This window comes from Bacteroidales bacterium (genome assembly GCA_035647615.1).
Lineage (GTDB): Bacteria > Bacteroidota > Bacteroidia > Bacteroidales > 4484-276 > SABY01.
Window position 1 is genome coordinate 18,216 of the sequence record DASRND010000004.1, and the last position, 19,762, is coordinate 37,977.

Below are 19,762 nucleotides of genomic sequence, written 5' to 3' on the forward strand. Positions count from 1 at the left end.
TGGTAAGGACGTCCAACACGATTCACGGTGTGACTTTTAAAATGTTTTATGATTAGCAGTGGCTATTATGTCGCCTTTTTGGGTTCACCTTTATGGCATTATTTCAAAATTCAGGATTCCCATCGACTACGCTGGTTTTGACTTGGTTAAACTTGGTTCGACTACGCTCACCAACCAACGCTCACCAACCAACGCTCACCAACCAACGCTCACCAACCAACGCTCACCAACCAACGTTCAACGACCACAGGGCAAGCGGTATTCGGTATTCGAAATTCAAAAGGGAGTGTTCAAAAAAGTGTGTCACTTCCGCTACCAATGCCCCATTCCCGGCCCTTACCCGACGCGGGGAAGGGAGCTCGCTTTCGTGGCATAATGGGAAAAACCGGCCGAAGTGTTTCATTTAACAAACTCCCATGTTGTCAAGCAGAAGAGCTCCCATTTCGAATTGGAGAGGGGTCGGGGGTGAGGCAAAAAAGAAACACTTCGCACCACAATCAGTCAAATATCTAACAATAGCCAATTAGTTACAATTCAATAAAGATTGTTCTAAAATGCAGCCACTTCCGCTGCTAACCCTACCAACTTCTTTCTACTTACTCTCTTCTCACCGCTCACCTCTTTTTTCATTTCACCACTAACTTCTGCACACCAAAGCTATTGGCGGTTTTTAGGTATAAAAGATAAACTCCTGAAGGTACTTGTCTGATGTCGATCAGAAGGGATTGCACTCCTTGCGAAAGTTTACCTGTAGCAATTGGGGATAGAACCCGCTGGCCAGTCACGCTCTGCAATTCGATTGTGACTTGCTGCGGTTTATCCAGCGTAAAGCTCACAGTTAAATAATCGGTTGCGGGAACGGGTGAGCTGGTAAGCGCAATTGTGCCTGCACCTGGTTCGAAGATGGACTGCGGATCATACACAAAACCAATGGCATCGAGTGCGGGCTGAATTTCGGGATTAGCCATAAAATTATTCCACAGCAGACCGGAGCGGTGGTTTTCGATCATGTCGATGGTGGTGCCCTGGTCGATGCCCAGGTAGGAATTGGCGTACCAGTTGGCCTCCACATTATAAGCATCCATGAATCCCATGTTGCCCCAGATTTTGTCGCCCAGTATGCGATAAAAATGTTTGAGCGCCGCCATAGATTCGACGGGTGTGTAAGGCATCGACGACAAAGCTGCCGTAGGCGCAATGGTTCCGTTATCGCGGGTGCCAAAAGGTTCGTGTGCCATGTAGCCCCACGGATCGTCGCTGGCGGTAAGCCCCCACGATACGGACGAATATCCATCAAAGTTTTTCGGGTTGGCGATGCAATATGCCCGGTTGATTAGCGTGTGGTTGCGGTTGTTGAGGAAATAATTTGCGTAAGCATCTTTTTTGTTTCTCGGATCAAAACCCAGATATGAGTAGTGAGCGAAAAACAGCGGTCCGCCATAATCCCATCCTACCCATAGCTTGTAGCCATAAAATGAATTCCCATTTACATAATTAGGTGATGATGCCCAGCCTTCGTGCCAGAGTGAGGCGGGTACGTTATGCGTTGGCGAGGCTATGGCCAGCAGATAAACAACGGCAGATTCGTTGGGGCCGCGCACCTGCATGTTCATCGCCCACTGGTGATTGGGCGACCAGTGCCAGTAAAGATATTTGCCGTCATTGCGCCGGTACCAGTCCCATTCTACCGTTTCCCATAGCTGTGTAATGCGCTCGGCAATGGATTGCTCGTCGGTATTGGTTTGGCTGAAATACTGTCGCGCTGCCAGCAGTCCCTGCACCAGAAAAGCCGTTTCTACCAAATCGCCGCCATTGTCGAGGTCGCTGAAAGGAACCACCTTTCCCGTGTTGCCATTGAGCCAGTGTGGCCAAACGCCATGAAAGCGATCGGAATTTTCGAGGAAAGTAAGGATTTTTTTCATGCGTGCGATGCCCTGATCGCGGGTTATAAACTGGCGTTCTATTCCCACCAGCAGTGCCATTATGCCGAAGCCGCTGCCGCCGGTGGTAATCACATTGCCTGATGTGTTTCGTTCGCGTGCCATACCCGAGGCAGGGTGAGCAAAATCCCAAAAATAACGGAACGTCGCCTCCTGCACCATCTCCATAAGTTGCTCATCATTCATATCGTAGGTGCTCGTTTGCACAGTTTCGGAAAATGGGGAAGGTTCGTTGGCATCGTTGAGTGCGGTCATTTTATATTGCAGCCCCAGGTTGGTGCCCAAAGTTCTGACGAAATCAGTGTAGGATGTATCGGTTTTGCCCAGGGTTGCTCGCTTATCGAATGTAGCACCATTATTAGTTGATAGAAAGATTTCATAGCCATTCAGGTTGCTCTCCGTGTTGGGTTGCCAGGTAAGATATGCATGGCTGTCGTAGCCTTTGGCAGCAACTCCGTGCGGAGGTGCCACAGGCGGCGAAGATCCATCACCTTTGAAGATGCGCATATCATCCACATAAAGTGTGTGCGCGCTGCCGTCGGTCAATTTTTGCGCAAAGCCAATGGTTTTGATAGCTTCAAAATTTACATTTGCGGAAGCATGAAAAGGCGCCATCGGAATCGTGATTCTTGTCCAATCGTTTGATTGTAAATTGCCGCTGTAGTCGCTGATCGCAACTTTTACTGTCTGCTGATTATTGGCATCTTCCATAAAAATTGCCGGCAAATTTTGACTATTGAAAACTTCCGGGCTGCGCAGAAAGAGGAGCAGCGTGTCGGCATCAGCAACATTATTGGCTGTCCAGTCGAGACCCGCAGCAATGGCCTGCCAGTTACCTCCCGCCTTGGAAGTCCACGAAAGGCGCAGCGAATTGATGCCTTGTTGCGCCGGCACTTCATTTTCTACCGGAAAGCGATGGCTATCGGCGCCGGCCACCTCAAGCATACTTGGCACATTTACCGTTAGCCAGCTAAAATCATAAAACGTCTCGTCGGGGCTGTCCTGAAAATAAAACCAGGTCTGGGCTTCTGCTTTGCCCAGACCTGTGGTTATTATCATTATTAAAAGAAATGCAATTTTATTTTTTAAAAATTTCATGATAAATGATTTTAAAATCATGGTGAATAGCTAAAACGGACCATGTTTGTTGTGCCTGAATCTGTTCCTACAAAAACCTCAAAGTCACCGGCCTCGGCTGCCCATTGCATATCGCGGGTCAGGAATTCGAGTGCTGCAGGTGTAATTTCAAAAGTAACTATGGATTGTGCTCCGGGTTCAAGGTAAATTTTGCGGAAATCTTTCAGCTCTTTCAATGGCCGCGTGACGCTACCCACCAGGTCGCGCACATAAAACTGTACCACCTCGTGGCCCGCCATCTTACCTGTATTGGTCACCTGCACCGATACTTCAATCTTTTGGTTGGCTTTGAGCACAGGTGATGAAATTTTAAGATTCTCGTATTGAAATGTTGTGTAGCTAAGCCCGTAGCCAAAAGGATAGAGCGGCGTGTTGGGAACATCCAGATACTTGCTCGTGTATTTATCCGCCGACATAGGACGGCCAGTATTTTTATTGTTATAAAATATCGGCACCTGCCCCAGGTTGCGCGGAAAGCTCATGGTGAGTTTTGCAGAAGGGTTGTAGTCGCCAAAAAGCACATCTGCCACAGCGTGTCCGGCTTGTGTTCCCGGAAACCATGCTTCCAGAATTGCCGGCGCATGGGCATCGAGCCACGAGAGGTCGAGTGGGCGGCCATTCATCAGCACCACCACCACAGGTTTACCTGTTGCGATAAGCGCTTCGGCTAACTCCTGCTGCACACCCGGCAAGGTGATTTCGGAGCGGCTGGCAGCTTCGCCCGACATCTCTTTTGTTTCGCCAATTACCAAAACCACAGCATCGGAGCGGCTGACCAAAGTAATTGCTTCGTCAAACCCGGAACGGTCATCGCCCTCCACTTCACAGCCACGGGCATAAACTACGCGCTGTGTCGGCACTTTTTCTTTGATACCTTCCAGTACCGTCACGCTTTTGTTGTTATCGCCAGCTGCTGACCAGGCGCCAATCATATCCTTTTTGCTGTCGGCGAGGGGGCCAATCACAGCAATAGTTCCGAGTTGTTTTGATAATGGCAATGTTTGATCATGATTTTTGAGCAACACCATGCTTTCGGCGGCAAACGCACGTGCAAACGCCAGGTGTTCAGGATGGTAAATCAGCGTGTCCTGTCGTTGCTTGTCGCAATATTTATAAGGATCGTCAAACAACCCAAGCAGCATCTTGATACGCAAAATACGCTGGACTGCATCATCGATATCCTCAACTTTTACTTTTCCTTCTTTGACAGACTTTGCCAAGAAGTCGTTGAAGATACCGCTTTGCATGTCCATATCCACACCGGCATTCACAGCCAGTTCGCCGGCTTCTTTGTTGTCGGCCACGATTCCGTGGGGAACCATCTCGGTGATGGAGGTGTAATCGGTTACAATGAAGCCATCAAAATCCCATTCCTTTTTCAGGATTTCGCGCAGCAGGTATTCGTTGCCGGTGGCCGGGATTCCGTCCACTTCGTTGAAGCTGGTCATAAAAGTGCCCACTCCCGCATCCACGCAGGCTTTGAAGGGAGGCAGGTAAGTTTCGCGCAACACTCTGTCCGACATATCCACCGTGTTGTAGTCGCGGCCGGCAAGAGCGGCACCATAAGCGGCGTAATGCTTGGCACACGCGACCATTGTGTTATCAGCGGCCAGGTTATTACCCTGAAATCCTTTTACCCTTGCTACAGCAATTCGGTTTGTGAGGTAAGTATCTTCGCCGCAGCCTTCCATGACGCGCCCCCAGCGTGGGTCGTGCGCAATGTCCACCATCGGCGTGAATGTCCAGTTGAGGCCTTCGGCGGTAGCTTCGACGGCAGCGATGCGTTCGGAATGTTCGATGGCTTCCATATTCCAGGTGGCAGCTTGCGCCAATGGAATTGGAAAAATGGTGCGGTGGCCGTGGATCACGTCGTAGCCAAACATCAGCGGTATCTTCAGGCGTGTTTTTTCTACAGCGATTTCTTGTAAATCCCTAACGTAATCCACACTGTACGCATTAAAAATGGCGCCCACCTTTCCAGCCTCGATATCTTTGCGGTAGCCGCTTCGGATGGTGGGGCCGGTCACGTCCCAGTCGCTGGTGTAGAGCGTCATCTGCCCAATCTTTTCTTCCAGCGTCATTTGTTGCAGTAGTGCGTCTATCTTGCTTTCGATCGCTGCATTTTCGCTGGTGATTTTTTGAGCCACAACCCGATATGTCAGGCAACTAAATAAGATAAGAAGTATTAATAAAGATTTCCTGTTCATTATCATCATGCTTTAGTAACCGGGATTCTGGGTAAGTTTTCCTCCGCTGGCGTAAATCTCGCTTTGTGGAATCGGGAAGACTTCGTTTTTACCATCGACAAAATTCTTACCATGTGCTCTCATCACCTCGCCTGCTCTTCCCTGGCGCACCAGGTCATAGAAGCGGTCGAATTCCATGGCCAGTTCAAAACGGCGTTCGCGCCATATTGCCTGACGCAGAGCATCCTGCCCGGAGGCCGGCGTGTCGCCCAGGCCGGCACGGTGACGAATCTCGTTGAGTGAAGAAACTGCTTTGCCTGAATTGCCAATCTCGTTGGCTGCCTCGGCATTGATCAGGTAAATTTCGCCCATACGCAGAAGGCGGATGTTTTTGTTGGTGCGGTCGTCGTTGCCGGTCCAGCTTTCTTCGTATTTGCTCACATAGGTTTTGTAATTGTAGCGCGGATTGGCGGCATCCACAATGATGACGTTATCAAAAAGTGTATCGCCAATCGACATGATGGTGGCTTTGCGCCGCAAGTCGCCGGGTTCGTAGCTTTCGAAAAGATTGAGAGATGGCGTGTTAAATCCCCATCCTGTAAAGGCAGAAGTGTCGCGCCCATTGTTTCCGACAAAAGAAAATTTCCCGCCACGGATGCCTTGTGGAGAGCAAAATTGCTGTACAGCAGCTATCGGGAGTCCGGCACGCGACTGAACTTCAAACAACGACTCGATGCTGTTTTCTCCCTCTTCACGCCAGATGGAGTCATAGTCGGCCAAAAGACCGTAGTTTCCCACCTCGCCGTTTATGATCTGATTGGTGAGATTGAAAGCTTCTTCCCATTTCTTTTGGTACATACTCACCTTGGCCAGCAGCCCGATGGCAGCTCCTTTGGTGGCGCGACCCAGTTCTGAGGCAGGATAGCTCAACGGAAGCACAGCGATGGCTTCAGTGAGGGTTTGCTCGATAAAAGCATAAACCTCATCCGAGGGAACCCGCGTATTTGCTTTGTTGAGATCAGCAGGATCCTCAGAATCGACAACCTTATCGAGCAGTGGCACAGCACCAAAAGTGCGTACCAGATTGAAATAATAATAAGCCCTTAGAAATTTGGCTTCAGCCATCAATCGGTCTTTCAAATCCTGAGGGATGTCAAATTTTGGAACGTTGGCCAGCGCCTGATTGCAATTGGAAATGCCCTGAAAGTTGCCTTTCCACACTTCCGTTACCGAGATGGTGGTTGGTGTGTAGGTGAGAGCGTCCATTTGGTCTTTGTCGGCTCCCAGGTCGCCAGGATCGCTGCCTTTGTCGGCATTGTCGGAGGTGATGCTGGCCACGCCCATCCACGAAAAAGCGCTTTGTTCCCAGGTGAGCAGGTTGGCGTAGCCGGCATTAACAAAACGGGTGGCGTTGGCCGGATCGTTAAAAGTAGAGTCGGAAGTGATGAGCTGGTTTTCAGGTGCCGGATCGAGCCAGTCCTTGTCGCAGGCAACCATTACTAAAGAAGTTGCCAAAAGCACGATGATGAAACGAATATATTTTTTCATAATGATTGTTTTAAAATTGAACGTTGATACCAAATAAATATGCAGATGTTACCGGGTAGATGTTCAGCTCGATACCGCTGCCGGTGTTCGAGCCGGGCAGTTCAGGCGTAAAACCTGAATATTGGGTGAAGATGATGGGATTTTGCGCTGTAACGTAAAACCGAAGGCTGTTCATTTTCCACTTGGTGAGCGGTAGGGTGTAGCCCAGGGTCACATTGTTGAGGCGGAAAAATGAGCCCGATTCTACAAAGTAAGTTGATGGTTTGGGAATACTGTTGGACGCGCGTGGTTCGGTTCCATTCGGATTTTCGAGGCTCCAGCGATTGGTAGCGCGGTCTTCCTCGATGTTGTCATTGCCGAAGCGCAGGCCTTTTTTACCATTGTACACTTTGTTGCCACCATTCCCATAGCAATCTACCGAAAAGTCGATTCGTTTCCAGTTGATCCCGGCATTAATACCATAATAAAACTTAGGCTGATAGCTGCCTGCGAAAACGCGGTCGAGTTCGCTCAGGGTACCGTCGCCATTCACGTCGGTATAGATCAGGTCGCCGGGTTTGGCACCTGTAAAGTGTGGCGAGGCTTCTATCTCTTCCTGTGTGCGGTAGATGCCTTCTGTCTGATATACCCAGAAGCTGCCGATGGGCTGGCCTTCTACGGTGTAGGTAACAATCTCGCCATTGCCCAGGCTTCCGCTGCGGATCTGCAGGTTGCCGTCAACAGCTTCCACATTATTTTTATTAAAAGTGATATTGCCACCAACGAAATAGGTGAAATCGTTAGAGATTTTGTCATTCCAGTTAAGAGAAACTTCCACTCCCTTATTTCGTACGTCGGCAGCCTGTGAAATCACGGTGCGGTCGGCATCGCCAACAGCCGAAGGCAGTGTGATACTCACGTAGTTGTTAGACAGTTTGTTATAAAAACCTACTTCACCACGCAAACGACGGTTGACGATCAGAAATTCCATACCGATGTCGTAACCGAAGGTAGGTTCCCAGGTGGCCAGTGCATCTTTTATCTGATCGAAAGTGATGGCTTGCTGCGGTGTTCCGCTTTGTCCGCCAAAAGCATAATAATTGCTCAGAATAGTGACACCGGTAAGTACGCTTAGGTTGCGGAGATAATCTTGTCCAACTTTGCCATAGCTGCCTCGCAGTTTAAGCTCGTCAAAAAAAGTTTGGTTTTCCATAAAGGGTTCCTGAGTAACTATCCAGGTAGCTCCCGCCGACCAAAACGTTTCCCATTTCTGGTTAACGGGAAAGCTGCTGGAGCCGTCGCGGCGCATCGAGCCACTGAGGCTGTATCGGCTCTTATAAGTGTAAGTAGCACGACCATAAAGTGCTTCGCGTGTGTACAAGTCGCCATAGCTGCCACTGTTGATGGTGGTCTGATCACCCTGCCCGATATACCAGAGGTTTCTTTGGTTGGGCACCCCTTTTACACTGCTAAATAGTGAAGTGGGTTTATCGCGATCAGCGGAATAGCCGGCGGTAAGAATTATTTGATGACGCAAAGCGAAAGTCTTGGTATAGTTTGCATTGTTGTCGAAAATCCAATAAAATCCTTGGCCAGATGACACCGTGAGATCGGAGATTTCGTTTTTCTGTCCGCTCCAGATATAGTATTCGGGTAAATAGTTGATGTTGTCGTTATCATAGCGATCGAAGTTAAAACTGCTGCGAAGGGTTAGTCCTTCCACAGGCTTCAGCTCGACATATACATTTCCCATCAAACGTTGCTGCTTAAAAATGTCGTTGGTATAATGCAGCTTTGCCACCGGGTTGGCCACGCTCAGTGCCTGCAAATAGCCCCAGTCGCCATTGGCATATTGTACCGGAGCTGTCGGTGACATCCGATAGGCATCATCGAAAACATTGGGCTTGTTGTCGTTTTTCGATACGCTGATGTTCAGGTTGTAGCCAAGTTTGATAAAGTCTGCTGGTTTAAAATCATTGGCTAACCTGAAAACATACCGCGAGTAATCGTTGCCTTTGATGATGCCGTTGTCCACAAAATATCCCGCGCTAAAATAGTATGTTATCTTTTCGGAGCCGCCGCTGATGTTCAGGTTGTAGTTGTTCATCATCCCGGAACGACTAACTTCATCAAACCAATTAGTGTTGTATTTCAGTGTGTCAGGATCAAAAAGCGCTGGCTGTCCGTCGTAGGCACGGGCTTCGTTGGTGTAGTTGGCATACTGCTTCGCATCGGCCATTTTCACTTTGTTGGTCATTTGGCGAAAGCCAACATAGCTGTCGAAGTTCACCTTCATTTTTCCTGCTTTGCCCGATTTGGTAGTGATAATTATTACCCCGCTGCCAGCGCGGCTTCCATAGATGGCTTGTGAAGCAGCATCTTTAAGGATTTCCATCGATTGGATGTCGGAACTGTTGATGTTGGTAATGTCACCGCCAATATTGCCATCCACTACATATAGTGGGTTGCTTCCGGCATTTACAGAGGAGATACCACGTATGCGTACCTGCGGCTGTTCACCGGGCTTGCCGCTGGATGAAACCTGCACTCCCGCGCTTTTACCTTGCAATGCCTGTGCAGCAGTGAGCACCGGTTCACGTGCTATCTTTTCGCCATCCACTTTGGCAATGGCGCCCACCACCTGGCTCTTGAGCAACTGACCGTAGCCCACCACGATCACTTCGTCGAGAAAGGTGGTAGCAGACCACAGCGCTACATTAATAACCGACTGGCTGCCCACAGTCTTGTCTTGTTGTTCGTAACCGATGAACGAGAATTCCAGCACATCTTCGGGTGCAGCCAGGAGGCTGTAGAAGCCGTTCACGTCGGTGACCGTTCCTGTAAAGGTGCCTTTGATCAAAATGTTGACGCCCGGCAGGGTGGTGCCGTCGGCGTTGTCGGTCACCGTTCCTGTCACAGTTTTTTGCTGTGCCTGAACGGTAGTGAAACCGGCAATGAGAATCAGTAACAGTAGAAGTTTTGATTTCATATTTCTAATTTTTAAGTGAATTCATTTTTGATCTATTTATATTTCCAACAAATGTCTAAAAAATTAGATAAACATTTACATAATATTATTTTTCATTCATTTTAACTCTCAAGCCAGCCTCCGGTAAATCCGGCTTTTTGCAATCCGTCGCGGATATAATTGTTTTGTTTCATCAAATCCCAAATCAGCCCGGTGCGATGGTTTTCGAGCATGATGAGGATGGCTCCCTGATCGATGCCGATATAATCCTTGTCGAACCAACCATCTGGATTTTCTTCATTTACGAAAGTGAGATTAAAAGCATCTTTAAAACCGTATTGGTTGTAGAGGCGCTTGCCATAGCGCTGGTACATTTCGTTTAAAGCGGATAAACACGTATCAGGAGCAAAGGGTATGCTTGCACCAGCGGCGGTAGGAGCGATGGTTCCATCGTCGATCAAATAATCGGCAGCGGCACCGCGTGCCCTGTAGGCCATAAACTGAATGGTGGTGTCGCGGAATTGCTGTCGTTTGTTGCCGGGGCCGTCGCAGGCGGTAAGTCCCCAAATATTTGTGTCGTAACCGGTAAATCCTGTAGGATTCTCTATGCAATAAGCGCGGTTGGCCAGCACGGCGCGGCGTGAGTTTTCGTAATAGTCGATTCCGCGTGCACGCATGTAAGCATCCTGTATGCCACGAAAGTCGATGTACATGTGCGAATACTGATGTCCGAAGAGAGGACCGAAGTTTACATGCTCAAAACCCTGATAATTAGCCCACAGGTAGGTCGCCGTCCAATTTTCCCACACTTTGGCAGGGATGGGGTGGGTTGGGGAACCAAGCGCCAGGATGTTCAGGATCATGGCTTCGTCGTAGCCGCTCCATTCAGCATCCAAAAATCCTTTTCCCTTTTCGGGATGCCAACCCATGGATAAGAGTTGGTTGTCGTTGAGAAACCAATCCCATTCAACGCGGCGGTAGAGACTATCGGCAAGTTGGCGAATTCCCGTTTCGGTGCTGTCGTTGCTATCGAAATATTCGTAGCACGAAAGTATGCCGGCGATGAGCAGTCCCGTGTCGATGGTCGAAAGTTCCACCTGCTCATGACGTAAGCCAGTGCGCATATTTAGAAAATGATAAAAGAAACCTTTGTAGCCGGCCACGCCGGAGGTAGCGTCGCCCATGGGCAGATTCATGATAAAGCGGAGGGTTTTCAGCACGCGTTCGGCGGCCTGCTCACGCCTGATGTACCTGTTTTCCACTCCGATGATGTAAGCTGTAAATCCAAAACCCATCGCGGCAATACTCGAAAACGATTCCGTTGGCCAGCGGTCGGGCGTGAGGCCGCTCACGCTGTCGGCAGTTTCCCAAAAGTAATCGAAGGTACGGCGGTGCAGATCATCCAGGTTCAGGCTGTCGTCCATGCCCAGGCTATTGTCGACACTCTTTTTTTGGCATTGTTGATTGCAAGCCGAAAAAGCAACCAGCAGCAGAGTTGCTAAAGTAAGGATTAGCGTGTGTTTCATAAGTCGGGTCTTTTTGTTTAACAGACTTAAGTTTTCGATCGTCGGAGAACCAAAGCCAAAAGTACAAAAATCAGAGGAGACTACACTTTTTAAAAAGTGAAGTAAAAATTACTGCAACTTTTCCCTATTTACTACCTGCTTTTTAAACGGTGGGCAAAAGGTGCATGTGGCTGATGCGCGAGAATGCGCCCGGCTTCGTCATCAAAGGCTATGGGATCGTTGATGTGAGAAAGCCTATCGAAAAGCTGATCGGAATCCGTGAACCAATGCACGAAGTACCACCAATAGTCTTTTTTCTTGCCAAGTTGTGCAAGCGATGAGCGTCCTTTGGCGGCCAATTCCTGTATCAAATCATTGTAAAAATTAATCAATGTGTCGCGATGTTTTTCGTCCGGAGTGGTTGTGGCGGCCAGCATTATTTGCTCGGCGAGAAAGGGATTGGCAAGCAGTCCGCGACCCAGCATCCAGCCGGCGGCAGTCGGATATCTTTTGCGAGTAGCAAGAAAGCTTTCCCTGTCGGTGATGTCGCCGCTAAAAACCCAGGGATATTTTATGCGTCCCACGGCAGCATCGAGGGTTTCCAGATGCATGGCGCCGTCGTACATCTGCACGCCGATGCGCGGATGGATGACGAGGCTTTGCAGCGGATAGTCATTAAAAACCTCCATTAGCTTCTCAAACTCTTCCGGATGGTGATAGCCCAGCCGCGTTTTGATGGAGAGCGCGATGGGCAGCGCCGGGATGATTTCGTCGAGCAGTTGGCGCAGCAGGTCGGGAAAAGGCAACAAGCCGGAGCCGCGTTTTTTGCGGGCCACCGAGGGTTTGGGGCAGCCCAGGTTCCAGTTGACGGTGGCATAGCCCAGCTCCTGCAGGCGGTGCGACAGCAGTATAAATTTCTCGGGATCGTTGCCCAATACCTGCGGGATGATTGCCAGTCCCGGATTGGCTTCGGGCAGCACGTCGCGAAGATGCTGCTGACGGAAACGTGACCCCTCGGCCAGCGCGATAAACGGACTCATCATCTGGTGGATGCCCGAAAAATGTCGCGACCAGGCGCGCCGAAATTCCGCCTCTGTCAAGCCTTGCAGCGGAGCCATAATCACCATATCTTTTGACATTTAGGGTTATTCATTAAATATTAAACTTCTGTTGTAAACAAATTCCAAAGTCCAAAAAACAATTTTCAAATAAATCACAATATTCAAACCCGACAACCTGATAACTTCTTCATTCCAGAGCTGCAGGCACATCGTTCGGATCACCGTTCGGGCTTAGGCTTGGGTGGCTGTGGTGGCTGAGCCTGTCGAAGCCAGCTTATCGAAGCCTGCCTAAGCTGTATTTATTTTTGCAGGCTTTGCCTGCTTTTACTAATTTAATTGTAAAAAGATGGCAACAGGCAAAGCCTGTAAAACATAGGCTGAACGAGGCACAGCCTCGTCAAAACCTCGTTCAATTCAAATTCCGACAACCCAACAACTTCTTAAATTCATCCTCCCTCCTTTTTGCTGCCGTATTTCTCCAGGATAGCTGAAAGGGCGGCAAGCATCAGGCCGGTGTCGTTGTCGTTGAGCAGTGCCAGGCGCTCCAGGATTCGGTTGTAAAACACTTCGCTGCGGCTGATGTGGGTGTCGGCAAGGATCTCTTTGGTTTGCTGAAGCAGCACCGAAAGCTTGGCCTGATCCGGCACCGGAACCTTTGAAGTGGCTGGCAACTGATGCGAAGATGAAAGAATGTAGGCGTAAAGCATCACCGCCTGCGCCAGATTGAGCGACGGATAAGCGGTGGCCATGGGAACATAGGTAGAGATGTGGCAAAGTGCCATCTCATCGTTGGTAAGCCCCGACTCTTCGCGGCCAAAAACAATGGCCACTTTCTGGATGGTGCCGACTTTGCTTTGCAGCAGTTCGGGCAAAAGATTGGCCGCATGGTGGTCGCCGCGCACGGATCGCTCTTTGGCACTGGTGGCTACAGCAAAATCGACATCTGTAAGCGCCTCGCTGAGGGTATCGAAAACGGAAGCCTGCTCCAGGATTTCTGCGGAAGCATGGGCTACCCAACGTGCCTTCCCCTCCAAAAAGGTACATGGGCGCACCAGCCGCAACTCACCAAAACCCATCGTTTTGAGGGCGCGCGCAGCAGCCCCGACATTTTCGGGCACTGCAGGTTCTACAAGGATGAAGATGATTTGCATAGATTTATTTCCTAATAATAGCTACTTTTCATTAAGCTCAATTTTATTTGAGGTCTATGTCGTTGAGGGTTTTAGAATGTTGAATTCTTTCTTCAAGAATCAATTTGCCTTTACTATTAAAACGAGCGCGGTATACATTCACTCCATTTTCGTAAAACAGGGAATCCATCAAATTTCCATTTTTCCTTATGTATCTTAAGTCACCATGAAGTTGTTTTTCCATAAATCCGGTTTCGATGTATTTTCCAATGGACGTTTTGCAAGCCACTAAAAAGCCGTAGTAATAAGCCTGACCGATTATTGTCCGTGGGTATTCATCTTCATGGTAAGTTTCACGGAAAAGTATGCGGCCTTTCGTATCATAAATTTCCCTGATGCCAACGATTCTTCCTTCCTCCCATATCGATTTTTCAATGATTTTTCCTTTTTCAGAAAACCTTGTGTAATTTCCATGTATCAAAGTACGAGAATTAAAAACCTTGAGCCAATATTCTGCCTGGATATTTCCATTAGGATAATAATCTCTTTTCATAAAGGAATCAGCCTCTGAAACTTGCGAGTAAATGGTTTGGCTTATTACAAGCAAAAACAGAATAGTAAAAAGTGATCTCACACGGATTGTCATTCTGTGAAAGTTATTATGATTAATAATCAGTTATCGTTTTCGCCGATATGCCGTTTTTTTAAAATTCTCTTTCACTCCTGCCGGTTTCCACAGATGCACCAGTGCTTTGGTTTCAAAAAATTCTTCATCGAAGTAGCGGCTGAGCGGATAAACCTGGCTGTGAAGTTTTAGCTGCATCAGCTCGGGGGTAAGGTCGCCGCCTTTGAGGTAGAGGATTCCACTGGGCAAAGTATTGTTTCCACCGGCCCGGATGCGGGGCATTGCCCATTGTACAAATTGCGGAAGCTGCGTCACCGCACGGCTTACGATAAAGTCTGAGGTTTCTTTCGTCTCTTCCAGACGCACGGCGGCGGCCGTTATATTGGTCAGCGAAAGACTTTCGGCGACAGCCTGCACCACTTTTATCTTTTTGGTGATGGAGTCGATGAGGTGAAACCTGACCTCCGGAAAGATGATGGCCAGCGGGATGCCCGGAAATCCGCCGCCTGTGCCCGCATCGATAACCAGCGTGCCATCAGCAAAACTGATTACTTTGGCAATGGCCAGCGAATGAAGCACATGCCGCTCGTAGAGATTTTCGATGTCGCGACGTGAGATCACATTCACGCGTTCGTTCCAAAAAGTGTAAAGTTCCTGCAACTGTCCGAGTTGCTCCAACTGCCGTACGGAAAGGTCGGCGAAGTATTTTTTGATAATTTCCATCGCCGCAAAGATAGTAAGTTGAAAGTTTGAAAAGTTGAAAAGTTAAAGGGTTGAAAGGTCTTTTCCAACCAAAACCCTTACTTTTACCCCCTGTAAAAACGAATACATTTTTTTTGATGGAAACATTTCTTAAACGTGTAGCCCGTACCATCATCGAAACTGATGGTAACCGGCTGGATAAGATCTGCGTGGTGATGCCCAACCGGCGTGCAGGATTATTTTTGCGAAAGCATATTGCCGACCTGGCGGGCCGTACGGTGTGGTCGCCCGACTTTTATGCGGTGGACGATTTCTACGCCCGCCTCTCCGGGTTTACGCTGGCCGATCCGGTGGTGATCGACTTTGAACTCTATGAAATACACCGCCGGATAGAAAAGGAAAAAGCACAGCCTTTCGGCGAATTTATAAAATGGGGACATGTGCTGCAGACGGATTTCAGCGACATCGATGCGCATCTGGTGGATGCCCGCAGCATCTTCGGCTACCTCACCGAGGTAAAGGTGATCGAAAAATGGAACCTCACCCCCGATGAAATCACGGCTGCTGTGCGCGACTACCTTCGATTTTATAGCTCTTTGTACGAATATTATTCGCAGCTGGCCAACAATCTTGCAGCAAATGGCAGCGCCTGGCCTGGCAGGATGTACCGCTTTGCCGCGGAAAATATTACCAAAATAGCTGGAGATTTGCCCTGGACTAAAATTTATTTTGCAGGTTTTAATGCGCTCACCACTGCCGAGGAAGCGGTGATGAAATATTTGATTGATGAAGGCAAGGCCACTTTACTTCCCGATGCCGATCATTACTACCTAGATGATCCTGGCCAGGAAGCAGGTGTTTTTTTGCGAAAGCAAATGCGCCACTTCGGGAAACAGTATTTCGAAGCGGCAACCAACTATTTTGCTGAAGCGCCACCCAAAAAGATTCAGGTGCATGGTGTAGCCGGGATCAGTGGGCAGGCGGTGCATGCCGGAACGCTTTTGCAGCAGTGGCTTGCGGCACAGGGAGCTGATGCCGGGCAGATGGCGGTGGTGCTGGCCGATGAGCAACTGATGATGCCGGTGCTCAACGCGCTGCCCGAGAACCTGTCGGCTTTTAATGTTACCATGGGATATCCGCTCAATGCCACGCCGCAGTATAGTTTTTTGGTTTATCTGCTAAAGATGCACGAAAACAAGAGGCGTTTTGAAATCACTACGCAAAGTGCCAGTCAGGGCTTTCATTATAATGATGTGCTGCGCCTGTTGCAGCATCCGCTTACGGCGCAGGTTTTCGATCCGGCTCCCTTGGTTGGCGCTATCCGCAAATCCAACCAAACATTTTATTCTCCTGCTGAAATCAGATCCCTTGTTGAACGGATCCCAAAGGATGTTTTAGATATTGCTGAAAAACCACTCCAGCTTATGGGGTTGATTTTTGGTGCCATAGGCGACGACCCGGCACAAATGCTGGCCACCGCCGGCGGAATTGTTAACTTTTTTAGAAATCATTATAAAAGTAAAAATGCTGAAAAGCAATCCTCCGGAACCAGCGATCTGCAGTTGGAATATCTTTTTAATATAGCCCTTCTTCTTACGCGCATCAACGATCTGAACGTCCGTTACGGGACCATCGACAGCATCAAATCGTTGCGTGAGGTTTTTACGGCCATTGCGCGCACGCAACGACTTCCTTTTTCGGGTGAGCCGCTGCGGGGCGCACAGGTGATGGGTCTGCTCGAGACTAGAAGTCTTGGTTTTGATAAAGTAATTTTGCTTGGCGCTAATGAAGGCAAATTGCCGGCAGCCAAAAGCAACGATTCGTATATTCCTGCCGACATCCGTGCCGAATACAAATTGCCGACAGCTTCACAAAAAGCCGCTGTGTATGCTTATCATTTTTATCGGTTGCTGTGCGGGGCACAGGAGGTACACATCATTTACAACACCAACCAGGATTCCGATTCCAAAGAGCAAAGCCGCTTTATCCGGCAGATCGTCCATGAGTTGCCACGCTACAATCCGGCTATTAAAATTGAAGAAGCTATTGCAACTGCGCCGCCCCCATCGCCGGGCAGCGACAGGATAATAGAGGTGCAGAAAACCGAAAGCGTAATGGCGCAACTGGCGGCCAAAGCCAAGCGAGGATTATCAGCTACCTCACTCAACGATTACAGAAAGTGTGGGTTGCGGTTTTATCTAAAAAATCTTGCCGGCCTGAAAGAACCCGACGAAGTGCAGGAAACCATCGATCACCGAATCATCGGCAACATCGTGCATGAGGTTCTGGAGAAACTTTACATTCCTATAAAAGGAAAACAACTTTTAGCGGCTGACATTTCCACTCTGCAATCAAAGGTGGAAATTGAAATGCAGTGGGCCTTATTAAAGGAATATAATCAAGGTCAGGTGGAGTGGGGGCGCAACAAGCTGCTGCTTGAAGTGATCCGTAAGTTTATCGACGATTTTTTGCTTACAGAAATAAAGCTACTGAAAGCACAGCCAGAGGCACTGCAGATAATCGGGCTGGAAGAGGTTTTATCATTAGAGCTGGAAATCCCCAACAGGGAGCAGCAAATAAGAATCTACGGCAGAATCGATCGCATCGACCGGCTGGCTGGGATGATCCGCATTATCGATTATAAAACTGGCGGCGTAAGCGGTGCCTCAGAACTGCGACTCAAAGACTGGGAGGGTTTGCAGCAGGGCGATAAGTACGATAAGATTTTTCAGGTACTGCTTTACGCGTGGCTTTATACCAAAACCGGGCATCATACGGGTGGCGACTTTGAGACTGGTATTATCAGCCTGCGCAAGCTCAGCCTGGGAATGATCAGCTTTGGAATAAAAGGCGACGACAAAAAATTCGATTCCGCACTGGACGAAGAAAAGCTGGAAGCCTTCGAGTCGTATCTTTTGGATTTGCTCGATAATCTTTTTGATGAAACAATCCCCTTTTCACAAACCCCAATAATAGAAACCTGCAGAACCTGTATTTATAAAACAATGTGTCGGAGGTAGGGGATTTCCGATTGAAAAACACTCCACGAATTCACGCGAATTAGACGAATGAACACAAAAATAATTTGCATTTAATGGCTTAATTGGAGAAATTCATGGAGGATTTTACGGATAATTTATTTTGGCCATCGAAAGATATCATTGCGATTCATCGGCCGCATGTGCTGGTTCCAGCGGAAGTCGCGCAGAAAAAACTGATCGGCAGGTAGCTCGCCTTCGTTGTAAAGTGTGGCGTCGGGATTTTCGAAATAGATGATTCCATCTATCTGGCGATCGACAATGAAAATCTCCATACGTCCTGCCACAGCTTTATTTATCCCGATAAGGGCGCCTTCTTCTTCGCGCACAAAATAAATAGTCTCGCTGTTGCCGTCCACCTTCACCAGGTTTAGATCGTTATTTTCAAAATAAGCCATCATCTTTTTGCCTTTGATCTGGTTATAATTTTCAGCGCCATAGTCATCTTTGGAAATGATAAAAGCCGAGCCGGTCATCTGCATCGAGTCGGCGCGCTGGCCGGAGCTATAGATGATGATGTCGTCGGCGGTGAGCTGGTTTTCGTCGGTCCATAATATCGGGTCATAAAACATGTGAATGGTGGAATCGGCAAACGAATATACCAGCGAGTCGCTCATCCCCTGCAGGTCGGTTTTATAAAACCTGCTGTGGTGGTAAGCCTTGAGCTGAAGCGGATTGTCGGCCGTGTCGAAGGTGAGCCAGAGGGTGTCGGCATGCAGGAAAAGGCTGTCGGTGGCATTGGCCATAATGGCCACGGCGCTGTCGGTAGCCCAGGCATAACCCTGGTTGCGGTGGTAGTCGGCATAGTTGCCCGTAACAATCACTTTTTGTAATGTGTCCTGTAAAAAAACATTGCCAAACATTTCACCGATACCGGTAGCTTTTTCAAAATAGATGCTGTCGCCGCGCAGGTATTGCTCTTTGTAAATCATATACGCATTTTGCTGCAGCATGGTGATGTCGGTGCGGGTATCGTAATACCCATCTTCGGCATACAAAAACTCGTCTTCCCCGGTGATGGTGGTAGGTCCCGAAATAAAGGCGGTGGCAGTGGTTGTGTTATAAATCAACGTATCGGAACGCAGCAGATATTCAGGATTAGCCAATTCTACATTGTTTTTGAAATGGGCAAGTTTGGTGTCGGTATAATAAATGCCATAGCTGCTGCTGAGTTCGTTGTCCTTGTTTTCGATGCGCCCGCCGGTGGAATAGTAGGCGGTGCGTGTCTTACGGTTGAATTTGAGTTGGTTTGTATAGAGTGTAGCCTGGTTGTCCTTCAATATCACGTTGCCCGACATCACCGCCACGCGCGTTATTCCGTTGTAATGGAGCGTGTCGCCGTAGAGGTTGAGGGTGTCGCTCATTTTGATATGAACTTTACCGTAAGCGTAAAGGTCGCTGCGGCGGGAATTTAGGATGGCGCTGTCGCAATAGAGATAGGCGCCGTCGTGTTCAAACTGCACATCTCCTACCAGAATGTTGAGATCTTCGCCACCGCTTTTCAGGCCCCGCAGGTCGTCGGCATGGATGATTTGTATCCTCGTTTTGGTTTGCCCAGGCACTTTTTTGCAGAGCATGGAACTGCTGCTGATGATCATCACCAAAAAGATTAGACGAAGAAAAGGATTTCTCATCATGAGCCGCATCGCTTGATTATTATTGACCTTCGGATAACTCCGGTGGGGCGAAGATATTATTTTACCGCCATCTTCATCCTCTGTCACCAAAGCATCAGCATTTGATCATTGCAGGAGCGTTATCTCCTGTCTTTATTTGTTAAAATGAAAAAAACATCAACAGGCATAGTCTCGCCCAAACCCCTGGTGCTTTTATTTCAAAATTCAACATTCCCTTCGATAAACTCAGGGCAGGCTTTATTCTGCGGTTCGATATTCAAAAAAAAGGGAATTAGAAATGAAGAAGAAAAAAGAAGATTGAATCTT

General features: G+C 48.5%; 12 protein-coding genes. 2 read left to right on the forward strand and 10 right to left on the reverse strand.

Features of this window, described 5'->3' with window-relative positions; translation table 11 throughout:
- Nucleotides 1-67: 67 nt before the first annotated feature.
- Nucleotides 68-376, forward strand: coding sequence for a hypothetical protein (locus VFC92_01930; protein ID HZK06934.1), 309 nt, complete (start codon nucleotides 68-70; stop codon nucleotides 374-376).
- 250 nt (nucleotides 377-626) lie between these two features.
- On the opposite strand, the gene VFC92_01935 is transcribed toward VFC92_01930, so the two are convergent.
- The 9 genes from VFC92_01935 to rsmG form a co-directional block, all read right to left on the reverse strand.
- On the reverse strand, nucleotides 627-3,038 hold the full coding sequence (locus tag VFC92_01935) for a glucoamylase family protein (GenBank protein HZK06935.1): 2,412 nt from the start codon (nucleotides 3,036-3,038) through the stop codon (nucleotides 627-629).
- Between the two features lie 17 nt (nucleotides 3,039-3,055).
- Complete coding sequence (gene bglX / locus VFC92_01940; protein HZK06936.1) at nucleotides 3,056-5,224, reverse strand: beta-glucosidase BglX; 2,169 nt, start codon at nucleotides 5,222-5,224, stop codon at nucleotides 3,056-3,058.
- Between the two features lie 72 nt (nucleotides 5,225-5,296).
- The gene (locus VFC92_01945) at nucleotides 5,297-6,811 is read right to left on the reverse strand and encodes a RagB/SusD family nutrient uptake outer membrane protein (protein ID HZK06937.1); all 1,515 of its coding nucleotides are present in this window, start codon (nucleotides 6,809-6,811) and stop codon (nucleotides 5,297-5,299) included.
- Between the two features lie 10 nt (nucleotides 6,812-6,821).
- The gene (locus VFC92_01950; protein HZK06938.1) at nucleotides 6,822-9,779 is read right to left on the reverse strand and encodes a TonB-dependent receptor; all 2,958 of its coding nucleotides are present in this window, start codon (nucleotides 9,777-9,779) and stop codon (nucleotides 6,822-6,824) included.
- A gap of 101 nt (nucleotides 9,780-9,880) precedes the next feature.
- Complete coding sequence (locus VFC92_01955) at nucleotides 9,881-11,284, reverse strand: glucoamylase family protein (protein HZK06939.1); 1,404 nt, start codon at nucleotides 11,282-11,284, stop codon at nucleotides 9,881-9,883.
- Between the two features lie 131 nt (nucleotides 11,285-11,415).
- Nucleotides 11,416-12,402 (reverse strand): tRNA-dihydrouridine synthase family protein, encoded by a 987-nt coding sequence (locus VFC92_01960; protein ID HZK06940.1) that lies wholly within the window; start codon nucleotides 12,400-12,402, stop codon nucleotides 11,416-11,418.
- Nucleotides 12,403-12,770: 368 nt separating this feature from the next.
- Nucleotides 12,771-13,475, reverse strand: a complete 705-nt coding sequence (locus tag VFC92_01965; GenBank protein ID HZK06941.1) for a tRNA/rRNA methyltransferase — start codon at nucleotides 13,473-13,475, stop codon at nucleotides 12,771-12,773.
- 43 nt (nucleotides 13,476-13,518) lie between these two features.
- Nucleotides 13,519-14,100, reverse strand: coding sequence for a hypothetical protein (locus tag VFC92_01970; protein HZK06942.1), 582 nt, complete (start codon nucleotides 14,098-14,100; stop codon nucleotides 13,519-13,521).
- Between the two features lie 30 nt (nucleotides 14,101-14,130).
- A complete protein-coding gene (rsmG, locus tag VFC92_01975) occupies nucleotides 14,131-14,802 on the reverse strand; it encodes a 16S rRNA (guanine(527)-N(7))-methyltransferase RsmG (GenBank protein HZK06943.1) in 672 nt (223 codons plus the stop codon).
- A gap of 116 nt (nucleotides 14,803-14,918) precedes the next feature.
- On the opposite strand from rsmG, the gene VFC92_01980 reads away from it, so the two are divergent.
- A complete protein-coding gene (locus VFC92_01980) occupies nucleotides 14,919-17,801 on the forward strand; it encodes a PD-(D/E)XK nuclease family protein (protein HZK06944.1) in 2,883 nt (960 codons plus the stop codon).
- 116 nt (nucleotides 17,802-17,917) lie between these two features.
- Here VFC92_01980 and VFC92_01985 read toward each other — a convergent pair whose 3' ends face one another.
- Entirely contained in the window at nucleotides 17,918-19,456 is a 1,539-nt protein-coding gene (locus VFC92_01985; GenBank protein ID HZK06945.1) for an OstA-like protein, read from the reverse strand.
- Nucleotides 19,457-19,762 lie beyond the last annotated feature (306 nt).